The sequence below is a fragment of the Arthrobacter sp. T572 genome, assembly GCF_056780115.1.
This window is the reverse complement of record NZ_JBRAZQ010000001.1, coordinates 30539-50430: the sequence shown is the minus strand read 5'-3', so window position 1 is coordinate 50430 and position 19892 is coordinate 30539. Positions and strand designations below refer to the sequence as shown.

Annotated in this window: 18 protein-coding genes; 11 read left to right on the top strand and 7 right to left on the bottom strand. The window is 60.6% G+C overall.

Annotation, left to right across the window (positions count from 1 at the left end; all coding sequences use genetic code 11):
* Positions 1-1201 precede the first annotated feature (1201 nt).
* Positions 1202-2281, bottom strand: a complete 1080-nt coding sequence (locus ACUYMZ_RS00215; protein ID WP_481601662.1) for a tartrate dehydrogenase — start codon at positions 2279-2281, stop codon at positions 1202-1204.
* Between the two features lie 93 nt (positions 2282-2374).
* Positions 2375-3265: a LysR family transcriptional regulator gene (locus ACUYMZ_RS00210; RefSeq protein WP_481601661.1), complete on the bottom strand. Its 891-nt coding sequence runs from the start codon at positions 3263-3265 to the stop codon at positions 2375-2377.
* A 431-nt stretch (positions 3266-3696) separates the two neighbouring features.
* On the opposite strand from ACUYMZ_RS00210, the gene ACUYMZ_RS00205 reads away from it, so the two are divergent.
* A complete protein-coding gene (locus ACUYMZ_RS00205; protein ID WP_481601660.1) occupies positions 3697-5190 on the top strand; it encodes a GntP family permease in 1494 nt (497 codons plus the stop codon).
* 251 nt (positions 5191-5441) lie between these two features.
* Here the strand turns inward: ACUYMZ_RS00205 and ACUYMZ_RS00200 are convergent, their stop codons facing one another.
* Positions 5442-6371, bottom strand: a complete 930-nt coding sequence (locus ACUYMZ_RS00200) for a LysR family transcriptional regulator (RefSeq protein WP_481601659.1) — start codon at positions 6369-6371, stop codon at positions 5442-5444.
* A 72-nt stretch (positions 6372-6443) separates the two neighbouring features.
* On the opposite strand from ACUYMZ_RS00200, the gene ACUYMZ_RS00195 reads away from it, so the two are divergent.
* The 3 genes from ACUYMZ_RS00195 (at position 6444) to ACUYMZ_RS00185 (ending at position 9996) form a co-directional block, all read left to right on the top strand.
* The gene (locus ACUYMZ_RS00195) at positions 6444-7514 is read left to right on the top strand and encodes a YeiH family protein (protein ID WP_481601658.1); all 1071 of its coding nucleotides are present in this window, start codon (positions 6444-6446) and stop codon (positions 7512-7514) included.
* 260 nt (positions 7515-7774) lie between these two features.
* Positions 7775-8557, top strand: coding sequence for an SDR family NAD(P)-dependent oxidoreductase (locus ACUYMZ_RS00190; protein ID WP_481601657.1), 783 nt, complete (start codon positions 7775-7777; stop codon positions 8555-8557).
* A 146-nt stretch (positions 8558-8703) separates the two neighbouring features.
* Positions 8704-9996, top strand: coding sequence for an MFS transporter (locus tag ACUYMZ_RS00185; protein ID WP_481601656.1), 1293 nt, complete (start codon positions 8704-8706; stop codon positions 9994-9996).
* A 231-nt stretch (positions 9997-10227) separates the two neighbouring features.
* Here ACUYMZ_RS00185 and ACUYMZ_RS00180 read toward each other — a convergent pair whose 3' ends face one another.
* Positions 10228-11322, bottom strand: a complete 1095-nt coding sequence (locus ACUYMZ_RS00180) for a flavin monoamine oxidase family protein (RefSeq protein ID WP_481601655.1) — start codon at positions 11320-11322, stop codon at positions 10228-10230.
* Positions 11319-12290: an alcohol dehydrogenase catalytic domain-containing protein gene (locus tag ACUYMZ_RS00175; RefSeq protein ID WP_481601654.1), complete on the bottom strand. Its 972-nt coding sequence runs from the start codon at positions 12288-12290 to the stop codon at positions 11319-11321. The genes ACUYMZ_RS00180 and ACUYMZ_RS00175 overlap by 4 nt, the downstream gene beginning before the upstream one ends.
* 199 nt (positions 12291-12489) lie before the next feature.
* Here ACUYMZ_RS00175 and ACUYMZ_RS00170 point away from each other — a divergent pair, with 199 nt between their 5' ends.
* From ACUYMZ_RS00170 to ACUYMZ_RS00150, 5 genes are all read left to right on the top strand, one after another.
* Entirely contained in the window at positions 12490-13368 is an 879-nt protein-coding gene (locus tag ACUYMZ_RS00170) for a LysR family transcriptional regulator (protein ID WP_481601653.1), read from the top strand.
* A gap of 128 nt (positions 13369-13496) precedes the next feature.
* Positions 13497-13778, top strand: a complete 282-nt coding sequence (locus ACUYMZ_RS00165) for a hypothetical protein (RefSeq protein WP_481601652.1) — start codon at positions 13497-13499, stop codon at positions 13776-13778.
* A gap of 91 nt (positions 13779-13869) precedes the next feature.
* The gene (locus ACUYMZ_RS00160) at positions 13870-14223 is read left to right on the top strand and encodes a carboxymuconolactone decarboxylase family protein (RefSeq protein WP_481601651.1); all 354 of its coding nucleotides are present in this window, start codon (positions 13870-13872) and stop codon (positions 14221-14223) included.
* Between the two features lie 275 nt (positions 14224-14498).
* Positions 14499-14783 (top strand): fibronectin type III-like domain-contianing protein, encoded by a 285-nt coding sequence (locus ACUYMZ_RS00155; RefSeq protein ID WP_481601650.1) that lies wholly within the window; start codon positions 14499-14501, stop codon positions 14781-14783.
* A gap of 44 nt (positions 14784-14827) precedes the next feature.
* Positions 14828-15040 carry a hypothetical protein gene (locus ACUYMZ_RS00150; protein WP_481601649.1) on the top strand — a complete coding sequence of 71 codons (213 nt, stop codon included), beginning with the start codon at positions 14828-14830 and terminating at the stop codon, positions 15038-15040.
* 381 nt (positions 15041-15421) lie between these two features.
* Here the strand turns inward: ACUYMZ_RS00150 and ACUYMZ_RS00145 are convergent, their stop codons facing one another.
* Positions 15422-16717, bottom strand: a complete 1296-nt coding sequence (locus ACUYMZ_RS00145) for an MFS transporter (protein WP_481601648.1) — start codon at positions 16715-16717, stop codon at positions 15422-15424.
* Between the two features lie 555 nt (positions 16718-17272).
* Positions 17273-18043: an IclR family transcriptional regulator gene (locus tag ACUYMZ_RS00140; protein ID WP_481601647.1), complete on the bottom strand. Its 771-nt coding sequence runs from the start codon at positions 18041-18043 to the stop codon at positions 17273-17275.
* A 170-nt stretch (positions 18044-18213) separates the two neighbouring features.
* Here ACUYMZ_RS00140 and ACUYMZ_RS00135 point away from each other — a divergent pair, with 170 nt between their 5' ends.
* A complete protein-coding gene (locus tag ACUYMZ_RS00135; protein WP_481601646.1) occupies positions 18214-19077 on the top strand; it encodes an HpcH/HpaI aldolase/citrate lyase family protein in 864 nt (287 codons plus the stop codon).
* A gap of 5 nt (positions 19078-19082) precedes the next feature.
* A complete protein-coding gene (locus ACUYMZ_RS00130; protein ID WP_481601645.1) occupies positions 19083-19835 on the top strand; it encodes a glutathione S-transferase N-terminal domain-containing protein in 753 nt (250 codons plus the stop codon).
* Positions 19836-19892: the final 57 nt, after the last annotated feature.

The following is a 19892-nucleotide window of genomic DNA, read 5'->3' as shown; positions in this document are numbered from 1 at the left end:
TCGCTGATGGAACGTTGAAACGACCCCGCTTGCGATCCAGCACAGCCCGCCAGAAGCAGGGCTAAAACTGGAGACAAGGACTTAGGAAGCGTGCTCATGACTCATGATATGGACAACTCGTGCTGGCCTCATGGTTGTTATTCCGCCTCAAGCGCCTCTTCCTCATACCGGCTGACCAACTAGCCACCGTAATCCAGGCTGCCCTGCAGCATCGACTTCTCGCAAAGCGACGGAAACCTTGACGCTAGGAGGCGCGTTCTCACCGGCCCATGCTGAAGCCTCAGCAAGGCTCACGGAATCAAGATTAAAAGCCGACACAGAATGACCGTCCACCAGGAAGACCCGAAAATCAGAGGTGGTCGATTCCCATACTGTGTCTCGCTCATCAACAAGCCGTGCCTTCATGCACTCAACCTACGACGCGGACTTCATGCGCCCGGAGCAGACGCCAACTCGTCCCACACCAACACGTCCCGCTGCCAGTTGAACCACGGGAGTAGAAGTAGCTGCGAGAACTCCCGTTCGTAACCACGAGTACCAGCATGACCAGTGGATAGCCGAGGTTCGTTCACAAAACCTGGGGCACGCACTTCCGGATGATCCCCAAGCTGATGGCATCCGGCGAATCGACGGATATCTCGTCCTCGATCCGCTCGCGTAGAGCTTTCCAACTGAAGGTTTTCTTCAAAAGACAAGGCTCTATCCCCCAGATTGGGGATAGAGCCTTGACCGCCGGGTACGGTCACGCTGTTCAACGAAGTGTGTAGGGACCGAGGTTTTGGCTGTAGCTACTAACCCCTGCCCGCAAGCTCATCGAGCAGCATTACACCCCTTGGTTGCCGCGGACGACACGCGGTAGTGGAAGCCGGTCCGCTCTTCTTTTGCCCAGACTTGAAATTCGGATTTGTGGAAGAGCTTCCTGCCCTCCAGGGGAGAGCGCACCCACGCCATTGTCCCATCCTGGGTGACGGCGTCGACTAGCCCAGCCCATACGCGGCGTCCTTCCCTGTGGATTTCGACATTAGCGCCACCGAGCATGCACCAGTTATCTACGAGTCGAAGATGCATGGGCTACTTCCTTCGCATTCCACCCGGTCCCACGGCAAGCTACAGCCAGGGAACGGAACGAGACCTATTCACTTTCGGGTTGGAGGAGAAATGCACGTTTGATGCCGGCCGGCCGGGCGTCAAGTGGCTCAACTCAGGCGATGCTTAGGACATCCAGGCGGTCCAGGACCATGCGGGCATATTCATCAGTAGTCGCAGTTCCGCCCAGATCACGCGTTCGTACCGGTGTGTAGGCAAGAACGCCGAAGGCAGCCTCCAGTATGTCCGCTGCGGCTTCCGGGTGCCCCAGGTGGTCCAGCATCATCGAGGCAGACCATATGGTGGCAAGGGGATTGGCGATTCCTTTGCCAGCGATGTCCGGCGCTGACCCGTGCACTGGTTCGAACATGGAGGGGAATTCGCGTTCCGGGTTGATGTTTGCCGATGGCGCTACACCGAGGCTGCCTGCGATGCCTGATGCGAGGTCGCTGAGGATGTCACCGAAGAGGTTCGAACCCACGATGACGTCGAAGCGGGAAGGATCCATAACAAGCTTGGCCGCGAGGGCGTCCACGTGTTCCTGGTTCCAGGCGACCGTTGGATGGCTTACAGCTCTCTCGACGACGATTTCGTCCCAGAAGGTCATGGTGTGGATGATGCCGTTGGACTTCGTCGCCGAGGTAAGCATGCCGTGCCGTTTCTCGGCCAGATCAAACGCGTAGTCAACGACGCGTGTGACTCCTTGGCGGGTGAAGACCGACTCCTGGATGGCGGATTCTTCAGGCAGGCCTCGGTTTCGCCGTTCACCGGCGTTGGAGTACTCGCCTTCGGAGTTCTCGCGGACGATGACGAAATCCACTCCCTTTGCAGTGATGTCGGGGCGGAGCGGGCTTGGTGCTCCGTCAAGGACCTTGATGGGTCGCAGGTTGATGTATTGCTTGAATTCCTGGCGGATGGGGATGAGCAGGCCCCACAGGGACTCGTGGTCCGGGACCCCCGGCCAGCCCACTGCGCCCAGGAGAACGGCGTCGTGATGACGGATCTGCGCGAGTCCATTGGCGGGCATCATGGATCCTTCTGCGGCATACCGCTGGCAGGACCAGTCGAATTGGTCGAACTTGAACTGGATCCCGTGGCGGCGTCCCACTGTTTCGAGCACGGCGAGGGTGGGCGGCATGACCTCAGTGCCGATGCCATCTCCGGGGATAACTGCGATGCGATATGTGTTTGTCATGCAACTCATCCAACCCTTGGAGGCGAGGGTCCGTCCAAGGCTTAAAAGCTTGGGTTCCGATAAGTTTTTCCTATCGGAGCGCGGCATGAAGGCTCAGCTTTGGAAGCCGTCTTTGGCCATATCAAGGAAAACCTGCGCGGCGGGGCTGACGGGTCCTGACCTATGGACCAATTCGACGGCGAGTTCCTCGCGGACATCCAGTTCCCTGATCGCCAGGCCGGCAGCCTGGGCAACACCTCGGAAGGCGTCGGCGACTACAGCTATTCCCACGTTTTGCAGAACCAGTGGGATGAGGGCTTCGCGGTGTTCAATTTCGACCACAGCGCGGCTGCCTTCGGCGGCACCGAGAATCAGGTCGGCTGCACGACGCATTCCTGTGCCCGGTTGTCCGACGATCAAGGGCGCCCCGGCGAGGTCGTCCGGCCGCAGAGGGCCAGTTCCGGGAGGAAAGCTGTTTGTATCCCTTGCCAGGCAGAGGTAGTGCTGTATCTGGACCTGGTGGATGGTCAGTTCGGCCGGCGGGAGTTCGGTCAGGGGACGTGCAATCAAACCCAGCTCGGCGTCGCCAACCCGAAGGGCGGAGACCACGTCATCTCTGTTTACTGCAGCCCGAACGATAACCTGCACATCGGGGTAGCGGGCGAGGAATTGGCCAATCATCGGCGCTAAAGGGCTGACGGTCTGGGAAGAAATGGAGCTGATGACAAGCCGCCCGCCCCGCAGGCCCCCCACCGCCTCCACAACGGAGCGGGCAAGTTCCAGGCTGTGCAGCACTTCGCGTGCAGCCGGGATAAGGGCCTCCCCTGCCGGGGTGAGGACAAGCCCACGGTTCGTCCGGTAAAACAACTGGGCACCCAGCTCCTTTTCCAGGCTGCGTACCGCTTGCGACACTGACGGCTGCGCCACGTACAACGTTTCCGCTGCACGGTGTACCCCTCCATGATCCGCAACGGCCAGGAAGTATCTCACCTGACGCAGGTCCAATATTTTGCTCCTTTTCTGGTTGCATGGGCGTCGCAGTATGCCGGTAGAAGCGGGACTGCAACCTCCATTCTCACCGGGCCGGCAGCTCCGTCGCCGTTGTTACCGGCTCCGCTATCGCTTTTTCCTATCGGGGCAATAGAAAACTAGCCTTGGACGTGATACGTCTCACGGGCAGAAGGTAGAGCTAACGATTCAAGAGGTGCACCCAACCGGCAGTAAGGGCCGGGCACGGCTACGGAGCTGCGCGGCAGCACACGGACCGGCCGCCCTGCAATGTTGCCGGGCTCAGCAGCCTCAGCCCAGTAAGTCCGTGGCAGAAAGGTCTTTCCGGGACCCTTGGTTCCCTGCAGCTCTTGGCTGAAACGTCGCCGTTTGCCAACTTCAATTTTTGCGGTTGACCCTTCAGGGGTGGAAACCGGATGGGATAGAGAATGAATGACATTGGAGTCATTGCGTCAGCTGTTTTAACGCTCGTTGGGGTTGTGTTCCTCATCTTGCGGCTAAAGATTGATCCGGTCATCGCTCTTGTTGTGGGCTCGATCGTCCTGGTCCTTGTCAATGGTCTTGGGGCTAAAGCCGCCGTGGATGCCGTGATCACCGGTTTCGGGGACATCATGATCGACATCGGACTGATCATCGGTTTCGGCATCCTCGCCGGGACGCTGCTGACATACATGGGGGCCATTCACAAACTGGGCGCTCTGCTGCTCCGGAAGTTTGGCGCCAAAGCCATGCCCCACGCTTTCGGCGTAACGATCGGCACGATCCTGGCCTCGCTGTTTATCGATGTCTGCCTCGTTTTGACCGCACCCCTGGCTAAAAGCACGGCAGAAAAGCTGGGTAAGGACGGACTGCCCAAGATGGCGTCTGCAGTGATGCTGGGTCTGATCGTGGGACTGACGATGACTATCCCGGGCGTCGCAGCTTTGGCACTGTCTTCGCTGCTCGAGGTTCCTGTGGCCTTCATGCTCATGTACGGCGTTCCCGTGGCCGTCCTGACCATTGTTTCTTCCATACTCATCATGAACGTGCTCTTCCGGATGGGTCTGTGGAACTCGGCCCTGGATGAGACAAACGCCCTGGTCAAGGTCCGCGCTGCTGAAGTGCGTGCGGATCTGCTGGACCCCGTGACTTCCGACGGTTCAAGCAGTGTTGCTGCACACGGCTCAGCCAGCGTCAGCGCCGATGAACCGGACAACTCGTGCCATGCGGGCGAATCCGGCTCAGGCACTGTCGACGTCATAGAGCATGGAGGCACAATCACACTTGACAAGGCACGCCAGCCAGGCCTGCTGCTGGCCTTCTCGCCCCTGCTCCTCGGTCTCGCCCTTATCTCCGGTGGTGCCATTGCCGGGGTCTTGGGAGTCGAATCCCCCATTCTGACGTTGTTCGGCAACCCGACTGTTGCACTGTTGATCGCCCTCATTGGCGCCTGGTTGATCTGCCGCATCCACGCCGGACACGCGGCCACAGCGCGCACGCTGACCCGTGGCTTCCAGGAAAGCGGCAACATCCTCCTCGTCACGGGTGTCGGCGGTTGCCTCGCTGCTGCCGTGAAGGCCATCGGGATCGGCGACATCCTCAAGCAGTACATCCAGCCCGGCGGGTTCGCGCCATTGATCATGGTCTGGGTCGTGGCTGCCGTGCTGCACATCGCCATTGGCTCTGTTACCACGTCCGCAATTACAGCAGCGGGTATTCTTGCCCCCATAGCCGCATCCCTTGAGGTCAACCCGGTTCTCATCGCATTGGCGGCCGCTTCCGGCAGCATGGTCCTCATTCATGTCACCAGCAACACGTTCTGGCTGATGCAAACCGTGTTCGGCATCAGCACCCGCGGCGCTTTCAAGACGTACACCCTGCCCGTCAGTATCGCCGGGGTGATGGGAATGATCTGGACCCTGGTCTTGGACATCGTCATCTGAGCCACGCCGCCACTTCGCACGACAGACCGGCGGAGAGGTACGGGCGCCTTGCTGGTTCCCGGACAACACTGAGATGGGCAGCACGTGCTGATGGCATGTGCTGCCCATCTCTTGGGTGCCGCCATGATCCGTGGGTTATCGAAGGCGGGCAATCCTGGACGGGAGGGTGCCGGCGGCGGCAGCTGCACGTCAAGGGCGGGCTGCAGGCGCAAAAATCAGGGCCAGGTCGGGGCGGAGGCAATGCCGTTTCGTCACAGCACCGCTGTCGGCCTCACTGCGATGTTCAGGAGGTCCTTGGCAGCACCGGGAGGGTGAGGGGTCCCAAACCAGATGGCCCGCAGTTCCCGTTCGAGGGCTAAGCCCGACACGGGAACCTGCACCAGCCGTCCGGCGCGGACGGGCCCCTGCACCTGGAGCTTGCTCAGCACTGCCGGCCCGAGTCCGGCCATGGCACTGGTGCAAATCGCGGAATTACTGTTCAGTTCTGCGATGGGCGCAGCCCGATTGCGCCCCGCGGCGTCGTCCAGGACAGCGCGTGTACCCGACCCCTCTTCCCGCTCAACCAGCGGCGTCGCCGCCAGCTCTTTCAGGGTCAGCGGCTCCGTACGCGCAGCCCAGGGATGCGCGGGGGCGACAACGACGACGAGACTGTCCGCGACCACCCGGACACTGCGAATGTCTCCAGGGACATCAGGGCTTTCAATAAACCCCAGGGAAAGCTCTCCGGAACGCACGCCCTGGATGACCTGGCGGGAATTATTGATGCGCAACGTCGTTTGCACGCCGGGATGTTCGGTGCGGAAGGCACTGATCCAGCCTGGAGCCAAAAACTCTGCGACGGTCATGCTGGCGCCAACCACCAGTTCCGAATGCGACGTTGCCGCCAACGCAGCAGCTCCGGCGGACAGCCGTTCAACGGCATCCAGGATTTCCCGCGCCCACTCCACCGTTAGTGATCCTGAGGTGGTTAGTTGCGATCCCCTCGTGGAGCGATTCAACAGCGGGTACCCCAACCGCCGCTCAAGGGTGGCAATAGTCCGGCTGGCATTAGCTTGAGCCATTCCAATCGCGCGGGCACCGGCACTCAGGCTCCCGGAATCGGCAACCGCCACAAGCAGCCGGACCGCCGGAAGCTGAAGCCACTGCAGCACAGGCGTGGCCGGTAAAGAAGTGTTGGGCATATCAGGATGATATGCCCCCGATAGCGGAATAGCGTCTACTGGCCGCAATCATGTCCTGACACGGTAAAAGATATGGAACAGCTCCCCTCCCCCACCGCCGCTGCTGCAGAGACGGCCGCTCCGCATCCGGCATCCGGTCAGATCTCCTCCCCCGCAGGACGCCTCAGGCTGCTTGCCCCCGGTTTGACCGCTTGCATCGTCGCGGCAGCTTTGGCCCTGGCTGCCCGCCAGCTGCTCCCGGGGGTTAGTCCGCTTATGATCGCAATCCTCCTGGGCGTGGCGTGGCGGAATTTTGCTGGAGTGCCGGCGTCCTGGGGGCCAGGAGTAACGGTGTCAGCCAAGAAGTTGCTGCGCACCGGCATTGTGTTGCTCGGGCTGCAGCTTTCCCTGTCTGAGATCCTGGGCTTGGGTGCAGGGGCGCTAGTCGTGGTCGTTGCTTCCGTTGGAGTGACATTCGCCGCAACGGTGTGGATCGGCCGATTGATGGGCATAGGGCTGACCCAGCGACTGCTCATCGCGTCCGGTTTCTCCATCTGTGGAGCGGCAGCTGTGGCGGCCACTGACAGTGCTGTTGAAGCTGAAGACAGGGAAGTTGTCACCGCCATTGCTCTGGTGGTGCTCTTCGGTACGCTGATGATCCCTTTGCTCCCGTTTTTGGGGACGGCACTAGGCATGCCAGACCCTGCGGTGGGCATGTGGATTGGAGCATCCACCCATGAGGTCGCACAAGTTGTTGCCGCCGGAGGCGCTGTCAGCAGTACAGCCCTTACAGCCGCCGTTACGGTGAAGCTGGCCCGGGTCCTGCTGCTCGCCCCTATCGTCGCCGGCATTGCCTGGCACCGCCGCTCCCAAACAGGAGATACCGCGTCTAAGCGGCCGCCGATCGTGCCGCTGTTCGTGCTGGGATTTGTGGCAATGATGCTGCTCCGGACGTCCGGTCTTGTGCCAGCACCCGCCCTTGAAATAGCCAGCCTGCTGCAGACCGCTCTTCTGACCGCGGCCATGTTCGCACTTGGCCTTGGGGTGCATTTCCGAAGCCTGGCCGCAGTCGGCCGCAAGCCCCTGCTGCTTGCACTGATAGCCACCGCCATCATCCTGGCAGTATCGCTGGTCGGAACCCTTTTGTTCCCGCCGCTGGCCTGACAAGCGAACCGGTGCTCCGGCCTCCCTTGCCCCAGGACCCAGGCAGGTCCCCTTACAAACGGCAGCATATAACAACTGCTTATATACACATTCGGTGCCGGCCCCTACCGGGCAACCCAGCGGACCCCCTAAGTTTGTAATAACAGAGGGTTCACAACAACTCTTTGACTTCAAGGATCCGGGCAGAGCAGTAACAGTTCGTTATCGGTCATCATGCCCTCGCAGTACTACTGCAGACATCAGCAATGGGAGAAAACAGCATGACTTCACAGGAACAGGACTTTTCAGGGCGCAAGCTCGTCGTTGTCGGCGGTTCGAGCGGCATGGGCTATGCCATCGCCGAGCAGATCGTGGCCGCCGGCGGCACTGCCGTCCTTGTCGGCCGCGACCAGCGGAAGCTGGATGACGCCACCAATGCCCTCAGCCAGAAGGGCAAGGTCTTCGCCATCCAGGCTGACCTCTCCGACGATGCTTCCGTTGAGGCACTGCGCTCAGAGCTGACGTCTGCCCACGCAGACGCTACCATGCTGGTCAATGCAGCAGGCGTTTTCGCTCCCAAGCCGTTCCTCCAGCACACCCAGGAAGACTACGACCGCTACCTTGCGCTGAACCGGGCCACTTTCTTCATCACCCAGACCGTAGCTGCCAACATGGTCGCAGCAGGGCGTCAGGGTTCGATCGTCAACGTGGGTTCGATGTGGGCACACCAGGCAGTAGCAGCGACGCCTTCCTCTGCGTACTCCATGGCCAAGGCCGGTCTGCACTCCCTGACCCAGCACCTGGGCATGGAGCTCGCTTCCCACGGCATCCGCGTCAACGCGGTGGCACCGGCGGTAGTCCGTACCCCGATCTACGAAGGCTTCATCCCGCGGGATGAAGTAGACGCCGCCATCACCGGCTTCAATTCCTTCCACCCGATCGGTCGCGTCGGAACGGCCAAGGACATTGCCGACGTCGTTACCTTCCTCCTGTCCGAAAAGGCAGGATGGGTCACCGGAGCAGTGTGGAATGCCGACGGTGGGGTCATGGCCGGCCGCAACTAGCCCGTCAAGCAACTGCAGCCGCGGTACCTGAGGGAAAAGCTCAGGTACCGCGGCTGTGCTGTTGCCATCTTCAGGCCAGCCGGACTTTGCTGCAGGCGCACGGCCAAACCTGCTCATAAACGCTCACGCCAGGAAACAAGGACACCATGCCAGATCCGCAACAGGCCACCCCTGAATACGACTACGCATCACAGGACACCGCTGAGGTGGCCAAGGTACAGCGCCTCACCATGCTCGTTTTGGTCATCATGCAGGTCGTCGGCACTGTTGGAGTCGGTGTGGCTCCGTCAATCGGCATCCTGTTGGCCGGGGAGGTGACCGACAACGAAGCGTGGGCTGGATTAGCGCGGACGGCAAGCACGCTGGGAGCAGCGTTGCTGGGCCTGCCCCTTGGAAATCTCGCCGCCCGCCACGGGCGCCGCTTCGCCCTTGCCGCCGGTTGGTGGACAGCAGCTGCCGGTGGAACACTACTGGTTGCCGCCGCGCAATGGAGCCTGGTTATTCCGCTTTTCGTGGGCCTGCTGCTAATTGGTGCCGGATCCGCAGTCAGCCTTCAAGCACGCTTCGCAGCGGCCGACCTCGCCTCACCGCACCAAAAGGCCCGAGCGCTTGCCCTGGTGGTGTGGGTCGGGACCCTCGGCTCAGTGCTGGGTCCCAACCTGGGTGTGCCGGGCGAGATCATCAGCCAGGCTACCGGGCTCACAGTCTTCGCCAGTGCGTTCCTCATCGCAGCGGCTTTTCTGGCCGTTGCCGGCATAATTGTATTTGTATGGCTGCGGCCCGACCCGCTCCTGTTCCATAAGGACCGGACCGCCCTGCCCATTTCAGCCGCCGCAGCAAAGAACCCCGGACGGTTCCGGGGCATTCTCAATGAACTGGGCAGCAACGCCCAGGCCCGGTTTGCTGTGATTGCGATCCTTTCCGCCCAAGTTGTGATGGTGTCGATCATGACGATGACACCGGTGCACCTGGCCCACCATGGCGAGTCAGTCACACTTATCGGCATAACCATCAGCCTGCACATCGCCGGCATGTACGCACTCGCGCCGCTTGTCGGGTTCATTGCGGACCGCTGCGGCTACAGATTGTCCGTTGGGATCGGCATCTTCATCTTCGCAGCCGCCCTCGCCGTCGGAGGTTTGAAGTCTGGAAGCACCGAGTGGATGGTGCTGTCCTTGATTCTGCTGGGGGTCGGATGGTCCTTTGTCAACGTTTCAGGTTCTGCGTTGTTCAGCCAAGCACTCTCGACCCGGAACCGTGCTTCGTCGCAGGGAGGCATCGACGCGCTGTCCAACCTCGTGGGTGCATCCGCAGCTTTCGCCGCAGGGCCGCTCCTTGCGCTCACAAGTTTTTCAACACTGACGGTGTTCGCCGCAGCAGCACTTGTCCCTCTGTCCCTTCTCACCCTGAGCGGGAAATTATGGGGCAGAAGGCGGTAGCCCTCGGCGCCGTCGGTGCTCTTTCCAGCATTAGCCATGCATTCACACCCTGGACCTGCCCTCATGCCGTTGGTTGAGGCGGCTCTAGAGCAGGTTCACTGCGCAGCCGCTAGTTTCGAATGACCAAACCTTCCGCACCCTGCCAGCTACCAGGATGAGGACGCCTGCTGCGTCCTCCGGCAGGTAGGGTGCGGGGGGCATACGCAGGTGCTATCCACCAGGGCGCAAGCGTCACTGGCTGGCGGGACAGGGGCCAGCTATTGACTCCCTGGCGTTTTTGGCTGCCCGCAGTCCCCCGAGCAGTGCACCCTCGATGTGTCCGGCAAAGGCTGAAGCGGTTTCTGTGGACGCCCAGTGGAGCCTGCCCTGGAAACCTCCCCGCTGGTACAGGTCATGTCCAAACCAGACAGTGGATGCAGCAGTGTCCGGTGTTTCAGGGGTGGTATAGGTTTCGCGGCTCCAGTCCATGATCAGAACCTTAACCGGCGTACGCGCTTTGTCCCCGAACAGCCGAATGAGCTGTTGGCGGTAGGCCTTCTCCACGTCCACATCCTGGAGCCGTCCAAGTTCTGCGGCGTTGCCGAAGGCGAAGATAGCGGCGGATGCGTCCTGCGGGCCGCTCATGTCATGGAATTCGCGGAACGGGCCTGCGTAGCTGATAGCAGATCCCGCCAGTCCTTCTTCGCGCCAAAAAGCATTTTCGAACACTGCCACGGCCTTCACTGTGGACCCCATCCAAACCGGTGTTGACCTAATGATCTCGTTCGCCTGGGCGGGCAGAGGCGGGTTGAAGGGTATTGTTTCGACCGCGAGGGAGGGAGGCACGGCCATGACGACAGCCGATGCCTCGATGAGGCCGGTGGCGGCGGTAACAATAACTCCGCTGTCGGTGAATTCCACTCCCGCGACAGGGTTGTTAAGGTGCAGAACGCCGGATGGTAGGGTCGCTGCCAGTCCCTTCGCCAGGGATTGTGCTCCACGGCTGAAGCGCAGGGCGGGAGAATCAACCGGGTTGCCGTCAAGACGAACGGGCCCGGTGAAATCGCGCTCGAAAAGCGCATCGCCGGCAGTCCGCTGCTGGAAGCTGCCGAGTCCGAACTCGGCAAGCAGATCGGCTACTGCAGTTTCGTTTGCCCAGAACCACGTGGCGCCGAGGTCAAGATGATGCCCAAAGCTCTCCATGGTGAGGGCCCGTCCGCCGACACGGTCCCTGGCTTCCAAACAAACCACTGCCGCCCCGGACCGTGACAACGCTGAGGCCGCGGCCAGCCCGGACACTCCGGCGCCCACAACGACAACGTCGCAACGCATGTCAGGGCCCGTCACGGCGCAACCCCGGTTTCCAGCACGATACGGAACCGGGCATCGCCGCTGCGGAGGCGTTCGACAGCTTCCGAGGCCCGTTCGAGATCCATTCGTTCCACGACCGGCCTGATGCCGTTGAGTACGGCGAAGTTCATCGCTTCCTGGGTCTCCCGCGGGCTGCCGGTCAGGTGGCCGGTTACGGTTTGGGCGTTCATAACGAGCCGGGAGCTGGGGATGGAGACTGCGCCGGCGTCCACGCCGATGAGCGTAATCTGCCCATGCACGGCGAGCCCTTTCAGCAGTTCCGTCACCGGTTTTGTGGAGGAAGCGGTGTAGATGATCAGATCCGCCCCGCCCATTGCCGCCAGTGCAGCACCAGGAGGGGTTTCATCGCTATTGATATAAATTTCAGCGCCCAAGGCGTAGGCATGCTGTTCACGTTCATGGCCCCGGGCGATGGCCACGGTTTCGTAGCCCAGCTTGGTGGCAAACTGGACCGCAAGGTGTCCCAGACCGCCAAGGCCGAAGACTGCAACCCGTCCCCCCGGGGTGGTGGGGGCCTTGCGCACTGCATTGAACGTCGTGACCCCTGCACAGCCAAAAGATGCTGCATCAAAAAAGTCCAGCCCCTCTGGAATGCGGGACAAGGTTTCCGCCGGCACCGTGATACTTTCTGCCCATCCGCCCGGATAAGACAGCCCGGGAACTCGGCGCTGTTTGCAGTGCACAACGTCACCGCGCTGACAGTATCGGCAGTAGCCGCAGCTGCCACCGAACCAGCCGACAGTAACCCGGTCCCCTTCCTTCCACCCATGAACGCCTTCGCCTACCTCGGCCACGACTCCTGCGACCTCATGCCCGGGCGTGACGGGGAAAGTCACCGAAGGGCCGGCAGCTGAGGCGGTAGAAATGTCGGCGTTGCAGACACCGCTGGCCACCACAGAGACGCGCACCTGATTTCCGGAAGGAGCCTGCGTTGGAGCGGTCATCGGCATTAGGCGCCCGTTGGGTTCGCTAACGGCCATGGTGCGGACAGACGAGGTCAAGATTACTCCGAACGATAGTTTGCGTTTATGGGTCCACTTCGAGGCCACCCCATGCTAACAACAGCTCCTAACGCCATACTAGGCGCTGCTGCTGAATACACTCATAAACAGACGTTATGGGAAAGTGCGATATCATCGACTCATGTTGGACCGGTTGAATCTCGAGGGACTGCGTTACGCGCAGGCCGTGGCAGAAACAAAGTCATTCAGTGCAGCTGCAAAAGCTTACGGAGTGACGCAACCGGCCCTCTCCAACGGCATCGCACGGCTTGAGGAACGCTTCGGCGCCCGCCTGTTCGACCGATCCCCAAGGGGTGTCACCAAAACAGCTTTCGGCGCGCGCATCCTGCCCCTGATCGACAATGCACTAACCGGGCTTGATGCAATCGCCGTTGAGGCGCAGCGGCTCACCTCCGGTGACCAGAACAAGATCCGGATGGGCGTTTCCCCACTGATTGGCCCACACTTGGTTGCCCGGGCATTTAGCGCGGTGCGTGAACTCCCCGAACCCCGGGACCTGGTGTTGCGTGAAGCCAATATGGAGGAGTTGCGCGAAGCCCTGCTGACCGGCGAACTCGACCTCGTGCTCATCCCTGCCGTCGCCCCTTTGCCGCGCTTTGACCACATGATCATCGACTCCGAGCCATTAGTGGTCATCGACCCCTTGTGTCAGACAGGGACCCCGGTGGACCTGGCCAGCGCCGGTGACGATAAGTTCATCATGGTGCCTGATACCTGCGGTTTGACTCGGTTCACCACTGACCTATTCAAAGCCCATGAAATGGCCGTACATGCCTATCCTGGAGAACCCGCCAGCTACCGGGTCCTGGAGGAATGGGTAAATTTGGGATTGGGCTCTGCCATTCTTCCCGTCTCCAAGCTCACCTCGCCGGACGTGCCCTACCGGCCGTTGGTGGACGATGGCAATGAAGTCGAGATTTTTTATGAAGCTGTATGGAAGTCCGGCTCGTCCATGGCGCCCGATTTAAAGCTGCTTGCCCAAGACCTCGCCTCCCGCTGAGCATTCAAGCTGGTTATCAGGGCATTCAGTTCTGTCTCCTACCGGCCGTTCGCCTAGACGTCTAGTTTGGTAGCAGCGCAGCAACTTCCCGCTGCACAGCTTTCACGTACAGACGTTGGGATATAACCATGGCCTATCTCGAAATCACCCTGCAGGTCCCCGAAGAGCAGCGCGCCGCTGCCGCCGGGGTCTACCAGCAATACAAGCAGCCGTTTCTGGAAACTGTCCCGGGAGCTACCAGCAAGGAACTGCTTCTCCGGGCAGAAGACGTACAGGTCCTGCACGGCTTCAACTCCGTTTACGAGGCAAACGACTACCTCAACAGTGAGCTGTTCACCCGGGACGTTGTCGGCGGTTTGTCCCCACTGCTCGCGGCCGCCCCGGAAGTGCGTATTTACGAGATCGCATAACCCAGAAGCATTAGCCGGCTTCGACAAATTCACCCCGCGAGTTTCCACTCGCCACGCGATGCGTGGCTATAACCCGATCATGGAGATGTACATGACCTACCACGAACACACCGACATCAAGTACGCCCGTCACCTGCGCCAGAACGCCCCGGAGGCGTTCAATGCCTTCAATGCGTTGGATAACGCTGCGCTTCGCAGTGAGGACAACGAAATTTCCGTCAAGAATGCCGAACTCATGGCCGTAGCAGTCGCGCTGACCACGCAGTGCGCCTACTGCATCGAAATCCACACGAAGGCCGCATTCAAGGCTGGAGCATCACAGAAGGAACTGGCCGAGACGGTGATGATCGCTTCCGCACTTCGCGCCGGGGGTGCCTTCGCTCACGGTTTCATGGCCATGAAGTTCTACGAGCAGGAATCGGCAGCAACCACCGCTGCTGCCTAGGCGGTTTCCCGGCGTGCGGGCAGTAACCGCCGCCCTAGAAGCGCTGGAGGTTGAGGGTGCGGCCATATACAGGCCGCACCCTTAGCCACTCTCCGGGTCACCTTCCATGAGCTGCAGCAAAGGCAGGACCCACATGAAGCGAAACATTCTCAAGGAGGAGAAATGAGTACTGCGCCTGACGACCGGGTAAGCCCGATAGACACGGCCACCAAAACTGCCCTTCCGCCCACAGCTGTAGACGAGGGCGTCCGCGAGGCTGAAGAAAAAGAAGTGGCGTGACCCGCCCGGCACAGCAGCTTGCGGGTTTCCGACGTATCGAGCTTGAAGCCGGTGATTGCCTCAGGATCGGCTTCACCTTGGAGGCCACTCAACTGGGCTACACAGCTGCTGACGGCGACTTCGTTGTCGATCCGGGACTTCTCAAACTATGGCTCGCTTTCGACTCCGAACGCCCAGTCCTCGAGACGCGGGTGGAGGTGACCGGTTCACGTCGGCCGCTGCCCAGCTCAGTTCGAAGTTTCCTTAGCACCAGCACTGCCGAACATTTGGTCACCCCTTAGCAAACCAAGAACGCGGACTCTTTCGTGCAGGTCCAGCTCATTCGGTGAGTGTACGCAGTCCATCCGATATCTCGCTGGCGCGAGGGTTCCTCAGCGGCGCAGTGCCCTCCTTGGGAGAGCTGGATGAAACAGGTTTCCGCCGCCAACTGACCCGGTGGAAACCCGAGAACTTCGACGGCAACGTAGCCATCGCTGCCGCATTGACAAAGCTCGCTGAGAGTATGGGCATCACGCTGTCTCAACTGTCCCTTGCTTGACTACTGACGTCGAAGGGCTGCATCGTCCCCACCCCCGGCTCGCGTAGTGCCGGCCAGTTGACTGAGAACACGGCCGCTGCCGAGGCGAGTCTGACCGCTGGGGCCCTGGCACGGATCGCTGAGATCCCTCCCGAGGGCGCGCACAGCGGCATCTGGGGCTGAGGCGTCAGCCCTCCGATGCATCGACTCAAGACAACCGGTATCAACGCTATGGAAGAGCATCAGTATGAGTTGAAGCGCAAGTGAATAGTCTCGTCGTGGCACTGACGGCAGAGAGTCTGCCTGCGATGGACACTCTCAGAGGGCAATCTCTACCGGGCTTTCCTGGATCAAACCACGGCAGGACCGGCGCTGCACTCTGGAGAGCTTAATGTCGGGCTATCACGCCTTGACTTCGCCCTGTGGTGCCACCGTTCGTGCGGTCAGAAGCCCTAGGGGCAGCAGGACAACTATTGCCATGGTCACGAGGATGGAAAAGTTACTTGCAGCCAGTACGGGTCCGGCGGCGAACGCTGCGGCCGCCCCGCAGAGATTTGACAGTGCATCTACCCCACCTTGGGATGACGCCCGGGTTTCTGGTGACACCACGAGACTAAACAGGGCGGATGCAGCAACGTTGACAAACGACCATCCGAGGCCGAGCAAAATCAGAGAAAGAATGATCCATCCGATCTCGTCAGGTTTGGTGGCCCCAATCACCAGAGAGACCAAGAAGATTCCGACTCCCATGCCGATCACCGATCGATGACCGACTCGGTCAGCGAGAAGACCGACAACTGGCGAGAAGGCGTACATGCCCAAGATATGCAGGCTGATGGTGATTCCGACCAACGTGATAGACCCGCCTTGGTGGGCCATGTGAACCGGTGTCATCGTCATTATTGCTACCATGACGATTTGGCCGCTAAGGATGGCGATAACGGCGTAGCGGGCGGCTCGGTTAGTCCGCAGTTCGGCGAGGATCAAACGGATGCGTCCTTGCTTGGGTACCGGTCGGCTCCCTGCGGTCTGTCCTCCCTGCAAGATCATCAAAGGGTCCGGCCGCAACCATACAAAAACAATTACTCCTGCCAGAGCCAGGCAGATGGCTGCAATCAGGAATGCGCTGGCGTAAACGGTCAGACCGGTCCGGTCGCTGATGAGCTGGCCCGGGATGCCGAGGTTGGGTCCCAGCACCGAGCCCACGGTTCCGACCCACACGATCAGGGCCAATGACCTGCCTTTATGGCGGACATCCGCCAAGTCCGTGGCGGCGAACCTCGCCTGCAGGCTAACTGCAAAGCCCGCCCCGATCAAGAGAAGGCCGATAAACAGCGGAATAACTTGATTCAGCTGGGCCGCGACGACAAGGAGGGCACTTCCTGCCGCTGCGATCCACCATCCCCAAGAAAGTGCAAACCGGCGCCCGAATCGGGCGGCCAGATTTCCCAGTGGGAATCCCAGTAGAGCAGCCCCCAAGGTGCTTGCCGTCCGGGCAAGCCCGGCCCAAGCCTCATTTGCCGTCACCTCCCCAGCCAGCAAAATGCCGATGGATGGGGCGATTCCAACCCCCACAGTTCCAATTACTTGCATGGAGATCAGCACACGCATGGTGCGTCGTTGTATCTCGTTACGTGAACCTACAGGTGGTGCTTCTAGAGGTTCGGCGGTGCCTGAGTCGGGATAGAGGTCAGCCATGATTTCCTTTAGTTCTAAGGCCTTGCCAGCGCTTCGGCCTGCCGGTGACTACGTCTCCTCGGACTCACAGCACGTTATCGACTAGTGGTCGGAACGACGGCCTGAAAGTCCGACATCTAGAATACAACATGTATCCTAGATGTGATCCGGGCATCAGAATTGGCCTCAAATCCTGTATTTCAACCAGCAAAGCGGGCATGAGCTATCGGCCAGCCTGCAAGGGCCGCGGCGGCGGATGCTACCAGGATTTCGATGGGCCACTGTTTCCGGAGTGCCGCAGCACCTAGGAAAGAACGGCATAGGATGTGTGCGATTGCTGTAGCCGTACGGTGCGTCTGGTATCCGGTTCTAGCTGACCATGGACGTTATTGGTTAGGCGTGGATTCGGCGACCGTGTTCCATGATGAGGATGTCCCCGTCAGATGGACGCGCTGCCGTGAACCTGCCGGTTACTTGGACGACCAGACTCGGTTGCGGCAGCCATCCTGAGCATTGCCCCGGACGCCAAGGCGGCCTCTGCCTGACATGCGCGGGAGCGCCGGGCCTCCGGTCTTATCAAATGAGCGTTTGACCGATGCGGTCTGCTTGCTCCCGTAACTGGTTAAGGCTCATTTTGGTCCACTCTTGAGTCATTCTTTCGCAGGGGACGGCGAGTGCAAGCGAGGCGGCAAGGCGCCGGGTCCTATCCCGGACAGGCACGGCAATCGCGCAGACGCTGGCTTCACTTTCTCCTCGGTTGGTTGCGTAGCCGCGTCGACGGATGGCGTCGATTTCGGCTTCGAATTCGTCCCACGTGGTGGTTGTGGTGGCGGTGATCCGAGGCAGCCCTGCCGGAAAGAGTGAATGCAGTTCGCGTGCGGGAAGGGCTGCCAGCAAGGCCTTCCCGCCGGCCGTTGCGTGCGCGGGCAGTAAGGCCCCGCGTTGCGGCGCCACGCGCACGGTGTGGATGCCGTCGACGGCGTCGACGATGCGGGTGTTTCTCCCCTCCAGTACGTGGAGGTGCACGGTTTCTCCGGTCCATGACTGTAGTTCTTCCATGAAGGAGTGTGCTTTTCTCCGCACATCCAAATCGCCTACGGTCACCAGACCAATACTGATGAGAACTCTGCCCGCCCGGTAGCTGCGTTCGGCCGGGTCTTTCTGCAGAAGCCCTTCGTGTTCCAAGGTGGTCAGCAGTCTATGGACCGTGGACCTTCCCAGGCCCAGCCGCTGGCTGATAGACCCAGCACCAATGCTTGGCTCGTGCTCGAGCATCTTTAGTATCTGCGCCGCATTCTGAACCGTCTGGAGAAGGTTTGCCGGTATTTGGTCGCTTCTGTTCCGCATAGAGGGATTTTAGGTGTCGGCCTTTGATGTGTCGAGGAACACATCTAGCTTCTTCGATATCACCTGCAGCCGTGGCACCACTTCGAATACACAAAGGTCATGAACCTTTGTTGATACCTGATTCACACGCCCGCGTGCCGCCGACTACCGATACATGAGGAGAAAAACCAATGACCGTACGTGAAATTCCTGTTCCGCGTCGCAGTATGTTGTTTGCCCCTGGCTTACGGCCCGACCGGGCGCTGAAAGCGCTCTCCTCGGAGGCGGATGTGGTCTGCATCGACCTCGAGGACGCGGTGGCAGTCGGGCATAAGGACGAAGCCCGTGATCTTGTCATGCAGCTTTTGGCCACCGCTCCGGACTCGTCCAGCGAAACGGTCGTGCGGATCAACGCGCTCGATACTGTGCATGGTCTGCGTGATGTGCTGGCATTGACCGAGGCGGAGAAAGTTCCCGACGCGGTCATGCTGACAAAGGTCCGGTCCGCGGCAGAGATCAGATTGCTCGAAGAGCTTTTCCAGGGCAAGGCTTCCCACGTGAAGTTCTACGTCACTCTTGAAACCAACCAAGGCCTTGAAGATGTCTTGGAGATCGCCGGAGCGAGTGACCGAATGGCCTGCCTGTTGTTCGGCGAAGTTGACCTTTCGGCGGACCTTCGTTGCAAACGAACCCCTCAGGCAATGCTTTACGCCCGTTCGAAGGTTGCACATGCTGCAGCGACCTACGAACTGGATGTTATGGATGTCCCTCACATCCGTCTTGACGACGGGGATGGACTCCGCTCCGCAGCGCAGCACGCTGCCGAGCTCGGTTTCACCGGAAAGGCGTGCATACACCCCTCGCAGATCCCGGTTGTCCACGAATACTTCACGCCCAGCGACGAGGAAATCCTGCGGGCCGAGCGTGCCGTGGCAGCCTTTGAGGAAAGCGGCACCAGCGGACTTGCGGTGCTGGACGGTCTGATGCTGCAAAAGCCCGTACTGCGCGCGTCCCAGCGGGTTCTTGCCCTCGCAGGTCAAGCCAAACAGGGTTAGGGGTCATGGTGACTGAGGACATTGTTCTCTACGAACTGGCCGCGGCGGACGGAACGCGCTTCAGCCCCTTCAGCTGGCGTACCCGCTTCGACCTGGCGCATAAGGGATTGCAGTTCACGTCCACACAAATCGCGTTCCCGGAAATCGGCGAACTTGGCGGTGCGCAGCGTACCGTTCCGGTGATCCAACACGGGGAGGAATTCGTTGAAGACAGCTGGACGATCGCTGAATACCTCGATGACCGGTTCCCGGAGCGTCCACCCCTGCTGGGCTGCAGGGTCGGACAGGGTGCCACACGATTCATCGAACGATTCACTGAAAAAGTCATCCACCCAACCGTGCTTCGCCTCATCGCGGCAGACATCTTTGAACGCATGGCACCGTTTGACCAGGCCTATTTCCGCCGCACACGCGAGCAGATGCTCGGGACGACCCTAGAAGAGGCACAGTCCGGCCGGGAGTCTCTGGCCCATTCCTTCCGTAAGGCGATTCATCCGGTGCGTTTGACCCTGGCGAAACAGCCTTGGCTTGCAGGAGAACTGCCCGGACATGCGGATTACATCGTCTTGGCTGCTTTTCAATGGGCACGCCTTGGAAGTGACTTCACCCTCTTGGAAGAAGAAGACCCAGTGAGCGAGTGGATCAGACGGGGCCTGGACTTGCACGACGGTTTCGGATGGAAGACCCACCCCCGCGACGGCGGGCCGGGTTTCCACTCCGTCAGCACCTGGAAAGACTATTCCGCCCTGGCGACCTAAGCCGGGTTTGGCCAAAGCCGCCCGGCGGAGCGCCTGCGGACTGCAACCGCGCTCACC